Source organism: Psychromonas sp. L1A2 (genome assembly GCF_009828855.1).
GTDB lineage: Bacteria > Pseudomonadota > Gammaproteobacteria > Enterobacterales > Psychromonadaceae > Psychromonas.
Genome location: NZ_WUAG01000001.1, coordinates 480430 through 494626 on the forward strand (window position 1 = coordinate 480430; position 14197 = coordinate 494626).

Annotated in this window: 14 protein-coding genes; all 14 read left to right on the forward strand. The window is 36.5% G+C overall.

Features of this window, described 5'->3' with window-relative positions; all coding sequences use genetic code 11:
* Window positions 1-81 precede the first annotated feature (81 nt).
* Window positions 82-951 (forward strand): translation elongation factor Ts, encoded by an 870-nt coding sequence (gene tsf, locus GQR59_RS02075; RefSeq protein WP_160060493.1) that lies wholly within the window; start codon window positions 82-84, stop codon window positions 949-951.
* Window positions 952-1146: 195 nt separating this feature from the next.
* Complete coding sequence (pyrH, locus tag GQR59_RS02080; protein ID WP_160060494.1) at window positions 1147-1887, forward strand: UMP kinase; 741 nt, start codon at window positions 1147-1149, stop codon at window positions 1885-1887.
* A gap of 115 nt (window positions 1888-2002) precedes the next feature.
* A complete protein-coding gene (frr, locus tag GQR59_RS02085; RefSeq protein WP_160060495.1) occupies window positions 2003-2560 on the forward strand; it encodes a ribosome recycling factor in 558 nt (185 codons plus the stop codon).
* 114 nt (window positions 2561-2674) lie between these two features.
* Window positions 2675-3361, forward strand: a complete 687-nt coding sequence (gene uppS, locus GQR59_RS02090; RefSeq protein ID WP_160062328.1) for a polyprenyl diphosphate synthase — start codon at window positions 2675-2677, stop codon at window positions 3359-3361.
* 50 nt (window positions 3362-3411) lie between these two features.
* Window positions 3412-4263, forward strand: a complete 852-nt coding sequence (locus GQR59_RS02095) for a phosphatidate cytidylyltransferase (protein WP_160060496.1) — start codon at window positions 3412-3414, stop codon at window positions 4261-4263.
* Between the two features lie 2 nt (window positions 4264-4265).
* Window positions 4266-5462: a 1-deoxy-D-xylulose-5-phosphate reductoisomerase gene (gene ispC, locus GQR59_RS02100; protein ID WP_160060497.1), complete on the forward strand. Its 1197-nt coding sequence runs from the start codon at window positions 4266-4268 to the stop codon at window positions 5460-5462.
* Complete coding sequence (rseP, locus tag GQR59_RS02105; RefSeq protein WP_160060498.1) at window positions 5456-6832, forward strand: sigma E protease regulator RseP; 1377 nt, start codon at window positions 5456-5458, stop codon at window positions 6830-6832. Before ispC ends, rseP begins: the two co-directional genes overlap by 7 nt.
* A gap of 115 nt (window positions 6833-6947) precedes the next feature.
* The gene (gene bamA / locus GQR59_RS02110) at window positions 6948-9365 is read left to right on the forward strand and encodes an outer membrane protein assembly factor BamA (RefSeq protein ID WP_160060499.1); all 2418 of its coding nucleotides are present in this window, start codon (window positions 6948-6950) and stop codon (window positions 9363-9365) included.
* A gap of 94 nt (window positions 9366-9459) precedes the next feature.
* Complete coding sequence (locus GQR59_RS02115; protein ID WP_160060500.1) at window positions 9460-9969, forward strand: OmpH family outer membrane protein; 510 nt, start codon at window positions 9460-9462, stop codon at window positions 9967-9969.
* 8 nt (window positions 9970-9977) lie between these two features.
* The gene (gene lpxD / locus GQR59_RS02120; protein WP_201288001.1) at window positions 9978-11000 is read left to right on the forward strand and encodes a UDP-3-O-(3-hydroxymyristoyl)glucosamine N-acyltransferase; all 1023 of its coding nucleotides are present in this window, start codon (window positions 9978-9980) and stop codon (window positions 10998-11000) included.
* Between the two features lie 11 nt (window positions 11001-11011).
* Window positions 11012-11464 carry a 3-hydroxyacyl-ACP dehydratase FabZ gene (gene fabZ, locus GQR59_RS02125; protein ID WP_160060501.1) on the forward strand — a complete coding sequence of 151 codons (453 nt, stop codon included), beginning with the start codon at window positions 11012-11014 and terminating at the stop codon, window positions 11462-11464.
* A complete protein-coding gene (gene lpxA, locus GQR59_RS02130; RefSeq protein ID WP_137297505.1) occupies window positions 11464-12252 on the forward strand; it encodes an acyl-ACP--UDP-N-acetylglucosamine O-acyltransferase in 789 nt (262 codons plus the stop codon). The genes fabZ and lpxA overlap by 1 nt, the downstream gene beginning before the upstream one ends.
* 120 nt (window positions 12253-12372) lie before the next feature.
* Window positions 12373-13512: a lipid-A-disaccharide synthase gene (lpxB, locus tag GQR59_RS02135; protein WP_160060502.1), complete on the forward strand. Its 1140-nt coding sequence runs from the start codon at window positions 12373-12375 to the stop codon at window positions 13510-13512.
* A 42-nt stretch (window positions 13513-13554) separates the two neighbouring features.
* The gene (gene rnhB / locus GQR59_RS02140) at window positions 13555-14166 is read left to right on the forward strand and encodes a ribonuclease HII (protein ID WP_160060503.1); all 612 of its coding nucleotides are present in this window, start codon (window positions 13555-13557) and stop codon (window positions 14164-14166) included.
* Window positions 14167-14197 lie beyond the last annotated feature (31 nt).

Consider the following 14197-nt stretch of genomic DNA (forward strand, 5'->3'; position numbering starts at 1 on the left):
GCTCTTATTAACCAATCATTGGTTGGTTATCAGGGGTCTATATGACCCCTTTTTTATAGAATTAAAATAGGAAATCAAACAATGGCTATTACAGCTCAGCAAGTTAAAGAACTTCGTGACCGCACAGCTGCGGGTATGATGGATTGTAAAAAAGCATTAGTTGAAGCAGATGGCGACATCGAGCTTGCAATTGAAAACATGCGTAAATCAGGTGCAATCAAAGCAGCTAAAAAAGCAGGCCGTATTGCTGCTGAAGGTGCTATTTTTGCAAAAACAAATGGCTCTACTGCGCTAATCATCGAAGTTAACTGTGAAACAGACTTCGTTGCTATGGATAAAAGCTTCTTAGCATTTGCTGAAAAAGTAGCTGATATCGCACTTGCAAACAAAATTGATACTGTTGAAGCTCTTAGCTCACAAGCGTTCGATGACACTACTGTTGAAGAAGCGCGTGAACTTTTAGTTGCTAAAATTGGTGAAAACATTTCTGTACGTCGTTTACAAATCGTTGAAGGTGAAAACCTTGGCGCTTACGTACATGGCCGTAAAATCGGTGTTGTTTCTGTGCTAACTGGCGGCGACGCTGATCTAGCTAAAGATATCGCAATGCACGTTGCTGCTGCATCTCCTCAGTTTGTTAAACCTGAAGATGTACCTGCAGACGTAGTTGCTAAAGAAAAAGAAATTCAATTACAAATTGCAATCGAAAGCGGTAAACCTGCTGAGATCGCAGAGAAGATGGTTAATGGTCGTATGGCTAAATTTACTGGTGAAGTAAGTTTAACTGGTCAATCTTTCATTAAAGACCCATCAATTTCTGTTGCTAAACTTCTTAAAGGTGCGAGTGCAGACGTTGTCTCTTTCATCCGTTTAGAAGTTGGTGAAGGTATTGAAAAGAAAACTGAAGATTTTGCTGCTGAAGTTGCTGCAACAATGGCTGCTGCTAAGTAATTTTATTCAGGCGCAATAGGTGATGTTTTTAGCATTGATCCATTGTAAAAAGAACCGCGGCTTAGCTGCGGTTCTTTTATATTAAAAAGTAAGATAATTTGCCTGTTAAATGGCCAATTTAAGACCTATTTTTTAAATTTATTTTTATAATTTTTTTAAAAAAATCGGTATTATTTCAACTTAAGGAATGAAATTATGAGCACTAACCCTAAATCTGCTTATCGTCGTATTTTATTAAAATTGAGTGGCGAAGCACTCGTTGGTGAAGAGGGGTTCGGTATTGATCCTAAAGTATTGGATCGTATGGCATTAGAGATTAAATCTCTGATCGAATCTGGTGTACAAGTTGGTTTAGTAATTGGTGGTGGTAATATCTTCCGTGGTGCAGGGCTAGCACAAGCTGGTATGAACCGTGTTGTTGGCGACCATATGGGAATGCTAGCAACCGTAATGAATGGGTTAGCAATGCGTGATGCATTACACCGTTCACATGTGAATTCTCGTTTAATGTCTGCAATACCATTAAATGGTGTGTGTGATGATTACAACTGGGCTGAAGCGATTAAGTATTTGAAGTTAGGTACAGTAGTTATTTTTGCTGCAGGTACAGGTAACCCATTTTTTACTACTGACTCAGCAGCTTGTTTACGTGGTATTGAGATAGAGGCTGATGCAGTATTGAAAGGCACAAAAGTAGATGGTGTTTATGACGCAGATCCAGTTAAAAATCCAGATGCTAAATTATACAGTGTTTTAGATTACCAAACCGTTTTAGAAAAAGAATTACAAGTAATGGATTTAGCTGCCTTTACATTAGCAAGAGACCATAGTTTACCGATTCGTGTATTTAACATGAATAAACCGGGTGCATTAAGTCGTGTGGTATTGGGTGGTGATGAAGGTACAACTATCACTCATGCTGAAGAAAATATTTAATTAAATATATTCTTATTCGAGTAACTAATAATTAAGATATGTAACTATTAATAATTCTTGTTGCCATATTGAGTAACAAAGTTTGATAATGAACCAATAAGTTAGGAAAGTAGATATGATTAACGAAATCAAAGATGATGCACAAACGCGAATGAATAAAAGCATCGAGTCATTTAAAAGCCAATTAGCGAAAGTACGTACTGGCCGAGCTCACCCGAGTTTACTTGATGGTATTATGGTGCCATATTACGGTTCAAATACACCATTACGTCAAGTGGGTAATGTATCTACTGAAGATGCACGTACATTAACAATTACAGTATTTGATGCGACATTAATCGCAGCTGTTGAAAAAGCGATCATGGGATCTAACTTAGGTTTGAACCCGATGTCTGCTGGTACCGTTATTCGTATTCCTTTACCACCGTTAACTGAAGAACGTCGTAAAGACCTTATTAAAGTTGTTCGTGGTGAAGCAGAAAGTACTCGTGTTGCGATTCGTAATATTCGTCGTGATGCAAATGGCGATTTTAAAGACCTAGAAAAAGAAAAAGAAATCAGTGAAGATCAGCAGCGTCAAGGTGAAGAGTTAGTACAAAAAGTCACTAATGAAAGCATCAAGAAAGTAGATGAAGTATTAGCGGTTAAAGAAGCTGAATTGTTAGAAGTTTAATTTTAACTCATATTCAATTAATGCACCTCCTACTAAGTATTTGGTGCATTTTATTTTTTGTAAAGGATTACTGTGACGTTTGAAAATAATTTCCCTAAGCATGTTGCGATCATTATGGATGGCAATGGCCGTTGGTCTGAAAGACAAGGAAAACACCGTATTTTTGGTCACAAACACGGTGTAAAAGCGCTGCGTAAAACAATTACTTTCGCAAGAGATAATAAACTTGAAGCATTGACTATTTTTGCTTTTAGTAGTGAAAATTGGAAACGTCCTGAACAAGAAGTCAGTATGTTAATGGAGTTGTTTTTTATTGTGCTAGGGCGCGAAATAAAAAAACTGCATAAAAGTAATATCAAGCTAAACATTATTGGTGATATATCTGGTTTTAGTGACCGATTACAAAAAAAAGTACATGAAGGACAAGAGTTAACAAAAAATAATACTGGTTTAGCACTCAATGTTGCTGCGAATTACGGTGGACGTTGGGATATGACTAATGCGACTAGAAAAATTGCTGCTCAGGTTCAAAGTGGCGAATTAAATATTGATGATATCGATGAAGAGTTAGTCGGTCAGACATTAACATTAGGTGACTTACCCGATGTTGATTTAATGATTCGTACTGGCGGCGATTATCGTATTAGTAATTTTTTATTGTGGCAACTTGCTTATGCTGAAATGTATTTTACTGACGTATTATGGCCAGATTTTGATGGTGAAGCCTTCCAATTAGCATTAGATGTATTTTCAGGTAAAGAGCGACGTTTTGGACAAACTAGCGCGCAAGTAAACTGCTAATTTTACCGGAAGACAACTTTTAGCCTACAGATAAAAAACGGGAATTTTCTGTGAAGCAACGAATTATAACTGCGCTTGTATTAGCGCCATTAGCCATTGCGGCTATTTTCTTTTTACCACTTAAATTCTTTATGTTATTTGCTGCAGGTGTGTTTTTACTAGCAAGTAAAGAATGGGCTGGCTTTGTTAGTAAAGAACCTTCTTCAGCGACTCTCTATATTTTTGGTTTAATCCTAGGTATTACACTAATGCTAATGCCTGCCGGTGCTATTTGGGTGTCTGAATTACCTAATCAATACATTATTTCGGGCCTCTCGGTTGCTGCCGTCTGGTGGTGTATTGCTTTAGTGATGGTAGTTCGTTATCCAACTTCTGCCACGCTTTGGCGATCAAATAAAGTGCTCAAAAGTATTTTTGGTTTATTAACGTTAATTCCATTTTTTTGGGGGCTGGTTGTATTACGTTCAATGAATATGCACCATGACTTTTACTTTGGAGCACAGTTGGTGATGTATGTTTGTTTATTGGTGTGGGCTGCTGATTCTGGCGCTTACTTTGCTGGTAAACAGTTTGGTAAACATAAATTAGCCCCTAACGTAAGCCCAGGTAAGACTATTGAAGGACTTGTTGGTGGTTTATTAAGTGCAATGATTGTTGCTTACTTTGCCAGTTCTTTCTTTGCTATATCGGCTGACAAAATGACCTTGTTTTTTGCTGCTTCACTAATAACGACTTTAGTCTCGGCTTTAGGTGATTTAACTGAAAGTGTGTTTAAGCGTGAAGCTGGCTTAAAAGACAGTAGTAACTTATTACCGGGACATGGTGGGATATTAGACCGTATTGATAGTTTAACCGCCGCTGTTCCCGTATTTGCCTTTATATATATCTATTGGTTAATTTAACCATGAAGAATTTAGCGGTATTAGGTGCGACAGGGTCTATTGGAGATAGTACGTTAAGTGTATGTCGTCATAACCCTGGCTTATACAATGTTGAATTTTTATATGCAGCAACTAATGTCGATAAGATGTTAGCGCTGTGTATTGAATTTGAACCAGCTTATGTTGCCTTATCTAATGATCTAGCTTCTTTGCAGTTAAAACAACAATTGCAAGATCGCAAACTCAATTGCCAAGTGTTACCTGAAACTGAAGTACTGTCTTTGTTGGGAAGTCCTGAAATAGATTCTGTGATGGCTGCGATAGTCGGTGCTGCTGGTTTAAAAACGACACTTGCAGCGGTTTATGCAGGAAAAGAAATTTTCTTAGCAAATAAAGAGTCATTAGTGATGTCTGGTGCATTATTCATTGATGCCGTTAAGCAATCTGGAGCAAAATTGTGGCCAGTAGATAGCGAGCACAATGCCATATATCAATCAATGTCGCCAATGTTGCAAGAAAATATCGGACATTGTGATTTAAACGCTGGTGGCGTATCAAAAATCTTACTAACCGGATCTGGCGGGCCTTTCTTAAATAAAGCATTAAATGAATTTACTAGTATTACCCCCGATGCTGCCATTAAACATCCTAACTGGTCGATGGGACCTAAGATCTCAATTGACTCGGCTACCATGATGAATAAAGGCCTTGAGTACATTGAAGCAAGATGGTTATTTAACACCAATAAAGAACAGCTCAAAGTTATCATACACCCTCAATCAGTTATCCATTCAATGGTTCAATACAAAGACGGTAGTGTTATTTCTCAAATGGGTAATGCTGATATGCGTATTCCTATTGCGCATGTGATGGGGGGCGAAAAGCGAATTATAAGTGGTGCAGAAGGCTTTGATTTCTTCAACAGTGCAAACTTTACTTTTGTGGAGCCAGATTATAATCGCTATCCTTGTTTAAAGTTAGCAATACAAGCTTGTTATGAAGGTCAACATGCAACAACCACACTTAATGCTGCTAATGAGATTGCAGTACAAGCTTTCTTAGATGAACGTATTAAATTTACTAATATATCTACGATTGTTGAACATGTGTTGAATCAATTAACGCATCAAGCCGTATCGTCGATTGACGAGTTATTAGTTATAGATAAAATGGCAAGAGACTCAGCGGTTGAATTGATTAATAGAGGTATCGTTTGTTAGATTTTATTTGGAATACTGCTTCATTTATTATTGCCTTAAGTATTTTAGTTGCCATTCATGAATATGGTCATTTCTGGGTAGCCCGTCGTTGTAACGTTAAAGTACATCGTTTTTCCATTGGTTTCGGCAAAGTACTTTTTAAAAAGTTAGATAAACAGGGGACTGAGTTTGTTATTGCTGCTATTCCGTTAGGCGGTTACGTTAAAATGCTTGATGGTCGTGTTGAAGAAGTACCTGAAGAATTATCTGAATTTGCCTTTGATAAAAAAACAGTGTGGCAACGTATTGCTATTGTTGCTGCAGGACCGATTGCAAACTTCTTATTGGCGATTGTTGCATTCTTCTTGATGTATACGATAGGTGTAAACAGTGCTAAACCAATTATCAGTGATGTCGCTGAAAACTCTCCTGCAAGTGTTATCTCAGAACAAAAGAAATTCCAAATTACAGCTGTAAATGGTCAAGACGTTAACGACTGGGAAGCTTTAAATCTAATGCTTGTGGCTCAAATAGGTGAGTCTAATTTTGATTTAAGTATTACACCATTTATGAGTACAAACTCACAAATAGTTAATGAACCAAGCCAAACTTATACAGTCTCATTAGACAATTGGAAGTTTGATCCTAAAAAAGAATCGGTTATTAGGAGCTTAGGTTTTGTACCTTATTCTCCTAAAGTGTATCTAGTCGCTGATTCTGTTGCTGATGATAGTGCATCACAACGTAGTGGTTTAACGGTCGGTGATAAACTTATTTCAATTGACGGTATTAAACTAAATGACTGGCAACAATTTGTTAAAATCATTCAGAAAAATGCAAACAATCCACTGCAACTGACGATTGAAAGAAATAGTAGTCATAAAGTATTAACGCTCGTACCAGACTCTCGTGAAGTATCTGATGGTCAAATTCAAGGTTATATTGGTCTTGCTCCTAAGGTCGACGTATATCCTGATGAGTTTAGAGTAAGCTTAAAATACGGTTTAGTAGAAGCGTTTACTAAAGGCCTCGATAAAACATGGCAGTTAACGGAACTAACTTTTTCTACCCTCGTTAAGTTGGTAACAGGTGATTTGTCTGTTAAAAATTTAAGTGGTCCGGTTGGTATTGCAAAAGGTGCTGGAATGAGTGCTGATTATGGGGTAGCTTACTTCCTTGGGTTTATTGCCCTAATCAGCGTTAATTTAGGCATAATGAATTTGATTCCATTACCCGTGTTAGATGGTGGACATTTAATGTACTACTTTATCGAAGCGATAACGGGTAAACCTGTGTCTGAAAAAATACAAGAAGTTGGTTTTAAAATAGGTGCCGCTGTATTAATGACATTTATGTCAATCGCGATATTGAACGACTTTAATTTATTATAAAATACGAATAGAATTTTAATGATAGCTGTTATCATTTAATTGTGTTGTTATTAGCTCGATTACGAGTGCATTTAAACTATTTTTGCACGAAGTGCACTAAAGGATTTTGTAGATAATGTTTAAGAAATATTTATTGGCTATAACGCTAACTGTTACAGGGTGCTTTACGGGTCTTGCTTCGGCGGAAGAATTTACTGTCTCTGATTTACAATTCAAAGGACTTCAACGTGTGACGATTGGTGCTGCATTATTAAGCTTACCAATACGTGAAGGTGATGTAGTTGATGACTATGATTTGTCACAAGCCATTAAAAAGTTATATAGCACTAGTTACTTTGAATCTATTCAATTATTTAGAGATGATTCTGTTCTTATTTTTAAAGTAAAAGAACGTCCAACGATCAGCGCAATAGAATTAACAGGTAATAATAAATTATCTGAAGAACAAATATTAGATTCACTTAAGTCTTCTTCTATTAAGGTGGGTGACACGCTCGATAGAACAACATTAACCAGTATTGAAAAAAGCTTAGAAGATTTCTACCACAGTGTTGGTAAATACAGTGCACAGGTTGAAACAATTATTACCTCTTTACCAAGAAACCGTGTTTCAGTGCAATTTGTATTTCGTGAAGGTTTAACAGCAAAAATAGAACAAATTAATATTGTTGGTAATAACGTTTATTCAGATACTCAGTTATTAAAACGATTAACTTTAAGTGATTCTGGAGGCTGGTGGGATCTATTTGCAGATGATAATTACCAAAAGCAAAAGTTAGCTGGTGATTTAGAAGTCATTAATAGTTATTACTTAGATCGCGGTTATATTCGCTTTAAAATTGATGAAACACAAGTGTCCTTAAGACCAAATAAAAAAGGTGTTTATGTAACAGTAAACGTTAACGAAGGTGATATTTATAAAGTTAACGATGTTACTTTTATTGGTGATCTACTTGGTCATGATGAAGATATTAAGAGTTTGGTTGCATTCTCAAAAGGAGATATTTATGCAGCATCAGATGTGTCTGCTTCAGAGCAAAGTATTCGTAAATATTTTGGCCGTTTAGGCTACGCCTTCCCAGAAATTAATGCTTATCCTGAGATTGATGATGAAACTAATACGGTAGTGGTTAACTTTTCTGTTGACCCAGGTCAAAGAGGTTACGTGCGTTATATTAATATTTCCGGTAATACAACGACAAAAGATGTTGTTTTACGCCGTGAAATGCGTCAAATGGAAGGAGGATGGTTATCTAGCGAAGCACTTGAGACATCTCGTGCACGTTTAAATCGTTTAGGTTTCTTTTCAACTGTAGATATCAAAACTGATCGTGTTAGTGATGATCTTGTGGATGTTAATGTAAATGTTGAAGAACAATCTTCTGGTAGTTTTAATGCTGGTGTTGGTTTTGGTACTGATTCTGGCATTAGTTTAAGTGGTGGAATTCAACAAAGTAACTTTTTAGGTAGTGGTGATAAGGTTTCATTACAAACTAAACTTAATGACTTTAGTGTCAGTACCGATCTTAGTTATGATACACCTTACTTAACTAAAGATGGTGTAAGTGGTGGTATTCGTCTTTATTACGATAAGTTTGAAGCTGCCGACGCTAATATCGTAGACTTTACTAATACAACTTATGGCCTGCGTCTCAGCTCTGGCTTTCCTATCAATGAAATTAATCGCTTGGGTCTTAGTGTCGGGTGGGAAAATAACGGGATTTCACGAGTAAATGGCTTTGCACAATTAGATAAATTTTGGGAAATCTATGGTTCATTACAAGACTCTGACGGCAGTGCAAACTTTAAAAACTTTGATTTAACCGGAACTTGGTCCCGTAATAATCTCGATAGAGGTCAGCTTGCTACGCAAGGTATGTCTCATACATTACGCGCTAAAGTAACTGTACCTGGTTCTGATCTTCAATACTTTAAACTTAATTTCGATATTCGTAATTACCAACGTTTAAGTGATGATGGTGATTGGACAACCCTATTAAGAGGTAGTTTAGGCTACGGGAATGGTTATGGTAAATTTGAAGGTAGTGACCAAATTTTACCCTTTTTTGAAAACTATTATGTCGGTGGTTATCGAACAGTACGTGGTTTCGCAAGCAATAGTATTGGACCTCGTGCGATTAATACTGGCAGAGATAGTGGTATTGCTACTGCAAGTTATAGCGATAGCTCGATAGGCGGAAATGCAAAATATACATTAAGTGCGGAACTTATCTTCCCAGTGCCGTTCTTAGATGAAGCTTATTCCCGCCAAGTGAGAAGTAGTTTGTTTGTTGATGCTGGTGAAGTATGGGATACAGAGTTTGATTATGATGCTTTTAAAGACATTTGTTCATTCAATTGTGATTTTGCAGGTGATTTTTCTAAGCCTGGGCGTATTCGAGCATCATTGGGTACCCAGTTAACTTGGGTTTCTCCTCTAGGGCCGCTTGTATTTACTTTAGCGGTTCCATTAAAAGACTATGCAGGTGATACAACTGAAATATTCTCATTCAATATCGGTGATACGTTCTAGTTAAATTATAGGCTAGCTTTAAGCTCAAATAGTGTGCTTTATTTCACACTTCTTTTTTATTTAAATAACAATTTTATTAATACGGAGTTACAACATGAAGACCTTTTTTAAAGTTATTACATTAGCAACTGCAATGGGTACAATGTCTGCGGCTAATGCTGCTGATGTACAAAAAATTGGTGTGGTATTTCCATCAAAAGTGATGCAAGAGTCTCCACAACGTGAACGTATCATTAAAAAATTAGAGTCTGAATTTAAAGGTCGTTATGAAAAACTTCAGTCTTTAGAAAAAGAAATAAAAAATCTGCAAACTAAAATCAAAAAAGATGGTGAGTTATTAGGTAAGAATGAAGTCACTGGGTTACAACGCCAAATTGAAGTTAAAGTATCTGAATACAAATTAAGCCGTAAAGCATTTGAAGAAGACCAGCGTCGTCGTCAAAGTGAAGAGCAGCAAAAATCATTAGCAGTCGTTCGTGATGTTATCAACACTATTGCTAAAGAAGGTCAATATGATCTTATTTTAAATGGTGAGCAAATTGTATTTTCAAAACCAGGTTTAGATATTTCAGACAAAGTTATTCAAGAAATCAGTACTAAATAGGTTTAATTATGGCTTATTCATTAGCAAGTTTAGCAACTCAGTTATCTGCTCAATTGGGTGGTGACGGAGAATTAGAAATACTGCGTTTAGCTACCTTTGATGGTGCTAAGCAAGGAGACATTACTTTTGTCTCGGATAAAAAACTACTGACGCGCCTAAGTGAGTGTCAAGCAAGCGCAATTGTATTACCTACTGCATTAAAAGAGACGTATCAAGGTAATGCTTTATTCATGGATAACCCTTATGTTGGGTATGCGTTATTAGCTCGTTTATTTGATACCACGCCAAACCTTTCGGTTATGATTGCAGATTCAGCTCAAATACATGAATCAGCTATTATCGGTGAAAATGTCGCGATTGCCGAAAATGTAGTGATTGGAGAGAATGTTAAAGTTGGTGATAACAGCCAAATCTTTGCTAATACTGTGATTGCACAAGGGACTGAGTTAGGTAAAGCTTGTAAAATTTATCCTAATGTTTCTATTTATCATAATAGTCAAATTGGCAACGATGTTATTATCCATGCGAATACGGTAATTGGTTCTGATGGTTTCGGTAATGCACCGTATCAAGGAACTTGGGTTAAAATTCCACAAATTGGTAAAGTGATTATCGGTGATGATGTTGAGATTGGTTCATGTACCTCCATTGATAGAGGTGCATTATCAGATACAATCATTGGTAGTGGTGTGAGAATTGATAATCAATGTCAAATTGCACATAACGTACAAATTGGCGAACATACAGCTATTGCTGGCGGCAGTAATATCGCAGGTAGTACTACTATTGGTAAACATTGTATTATTGGTGGCAGTGTGGCAATGAATGGTCATATCTCCATTGTTGATAATGTTATCATTACTGGTGACAGTATGGTTATGCGTAGTATTAAGAAAGCAGGGATTTACTCTTCAGGTATTCCTACTCAAGAAAATAAAGCGTGGCGTAAAACGGCGGCTTATACATTAAAAATCGAAGAGTTATTCAAACGAGTTAAATCGCTTGAGAAACAAATTGAAGATAAAAACTAAGGAAATCAATCGTGTCTAACGAATTAAATAGTCTTGATATTAAGGAGATCATGGATCTTCTACCGCATCGTTACCCATTTTTATTAATCGATCGTGTAGTTGATTATGTACCTGGTGAAACATTATCTGGTTACAAAAATGTCTCTTTTAATGAACCTCAGTTCACAGGACATTTTCCAGGCACGCCAGTTTTTCCTGGTGTCATGATCTTAGAAGCTTTAGCACAAGCAACAGGGGTTTTAGCTTTTGCTACATATGGAAAACCTGCTGAAAATGAACTATATTTTTTAGCCTCTATTGATAAAGTACGCTTTAGAAAACCAGTTGTACCTGGTGATAGACTTGACTTAGAAGTTATTTACCTTAAAGAACGACGTGGAATGGGTAAATTTGAATGTGTTGCAAAAGTTGACGGTGACATAGTCTGCCAAGCAATGATTATGTGCGCAAGAAGAGAGATTTAATGATTGATTCAACAGCAAAAATTCATCCAACTGCAATAATTCATGAGAATGCGATTATTGGAAAGAACGTAGAGGTCGGTCCTTATAGCATCATCGGCGATAATGTTGAAATTGGTGATGATTGCTGGATTGGTCCACATGTTGTCGTTAAAGGCACCACTAAAATGGGTAAAGGTAATAAAATTTACCAATTTGCTTCAGTGGGCGAAGATTGCCAAGATTTAAAATATAACGGCGAAACAACTTTTTTAGAAATTGGCGATAATAATGTTTTTCGTGAAAGTTGTACTATTCATCGTGGTACTGCTCAAGATGAAAGTCTGACTAAAATTGGTAATAATTGTTTGTTAATGGCTTACGTACATGTCGCTCATGATTGCATACTTGGTAATAACATTATCTTGTCAAATAATGCAACGTTAGCGGGGCATAGTAAACTGGCTAATAATGTTATTATTGGTGGGTTAACTGCCTTGCATCAATTCACTCGAGTAGGCGAGTATGCAATGATCGGTGGTTGTTCTGCTGTGAATAAAGATATTCCTCCTTACTTTATGGCATCAGGTAATTACGTACAAGCTCAAGGGATTAACTCTGTTGGCTTGAAGCGTCATGGATTTAGTAGTGCGACGATTATGGAAATCAAACGTGCATATAAATCACTATGTCGTAATGGTAATACGTTAGCGGAAGCAAAAGCTGAAATAGCAGAAAATGTTGCTGATTGCCCTGAGTTAAAAATATTGTTGGATTTTATTTCAGATGAAAATCGCGGTATTGTTCGTTAAAGCATTTGCTTATAGCGTCTAAAAAACTAGGCTCTTTTGAGCCTTTTTTTTTATCTGATTTTTATTTTAATATATGAAAATAAATACGCTGTTGCGTTACTTACACAAAAGAAGAAAATAATGACTAAACCATTACGTATTGGATTAATAGCAGGTGAAACATCCGGTGATATTCTGGGTGAAGGTTTAATTAAAGCACTCAAAAAGCAATATCCTGATGCTATTTTTGAAGGCATTGCTGGGCCTCGTATGATTGCGCAAGGTTGTACCGCTTTACATCCTCTCGAAGCATTGTCTGTGATGGGGTTTGTTGAAGTGTTAGGTAAATTACGTAGTATTTTACGCATTCGAAAATCAATTACCCAACATTTCATTAATAATCCACCTGATATATTTATTGGTATCGATGCACCTGATTTTAATTTAACAGTTGAGCTTAAATTAAAACAACAGGGCATTAAAACTATCCATTACGTTAGTCCCTCTGTTTGGGCTTGGAAGCAATGGCGTATTCATAAAATAGCTAAAGCGACTGATTTAGTGTTAGCATTTTTGCCCTTTGAAAAAGCTTTCTACGATAAATTCGATGTACCATGTCAGTTCATTGGGCATACACTTGCGGATCAGTTACCTCTGATTCGTGATAAATCAGGTGCACGCGAGCAACTTAATATTCCACTAAATGATAAAGTTCTAGCTATTTTACCTGGTAGCCGTAAAGCCGAAATTGAAATGCTTGGCCCTATCTTTTTACAAGCTGCTGAGATTATTCATCAAAAATACCCTGATTATCGATTTACAGTACCAATGGTCAACGATCGTCGTAAAGAGCAATTTCAAGCACAAATAGATGAATTTACACCTGCATTGCCAATTACTTTATTTGATGGACAATCCAGTGCCATTTTACAATCTGCGGATATGGTTTTATTAGCTTCTGGTACCGCAGCATTAGAAGCTATGTTAGCCAAAGCGCCAATGGTTGTGGCTTATAAAGTAAAACCTATTACGTATTTAATCGCTAAATCATTAGCTAATATTAAATACACGTCACTGCCTAATTTAATTGCTGATAGAGAAGTGGTAAAAGAACTTAATCAACATGACTGTACTGTTGATAAAATTGTAGAAGAGCTACAACGTTTAATTGATCATGATGCACAGAAGATGATTGAAACTTTTACTGAATTACATCAGTTAATTCGCTGTGACGCAGATACACAAGCTGCTAATGCTGTAATTAAGCTATTAAATCGTTAATCTTTTAACAAATATTTGCTCCAACAATTGAGACAATTAAAAATGAAAGTAGATTTTCCTGACGTTATTTATCCTGACTTGCAGTATATTGCTGGAGTCGATGAAGTAGGACGCGGTCCATTAGTAGGCGATGTTGTTACGGCAGCGGTTATTTTAGATCCTAATAAACCGATTACAGGCTTAACGGATTCAAAGAAATTAAGTGAAAAAAAGTTAGCGTTATTATTTGATGCGATTAATGAAAATGCATTATCTGTTAGTATCGGACGAGCTTCTCCATCAGAAATAGATCAGTTAAATATTCTGCATGCCACTATGTTGGCAATGCAAAGAGCAGTAGAAGGTCTTTCTGTAACGCCTGATTTTGTATTTATTGATGGAAACCGTTGCCCTGTTTTAGCAATGCCTAGTGAAGCCATTGTTAAAGGTGATTTACGTGTTGCTGAAATAAGTGCTGCTTCTATTATTGCTAAAGTGACACGTGACCGTGAAATGGTTGAGTTAGATAAGCTTTACCCACAATATGGTTTTGCGAAGCATAAAGGTTATCCAACAAAAGCACATTTTGAGGCGATAGAAGCTCATGGTGTTACCGCTGAATATCGACAAAGTTTTAAACCAGTTAAAGCTATTTTAGCTTTGACTTCAAAGTAGAGTGTTATGCCAGAAATGAGCAATGAAGTAT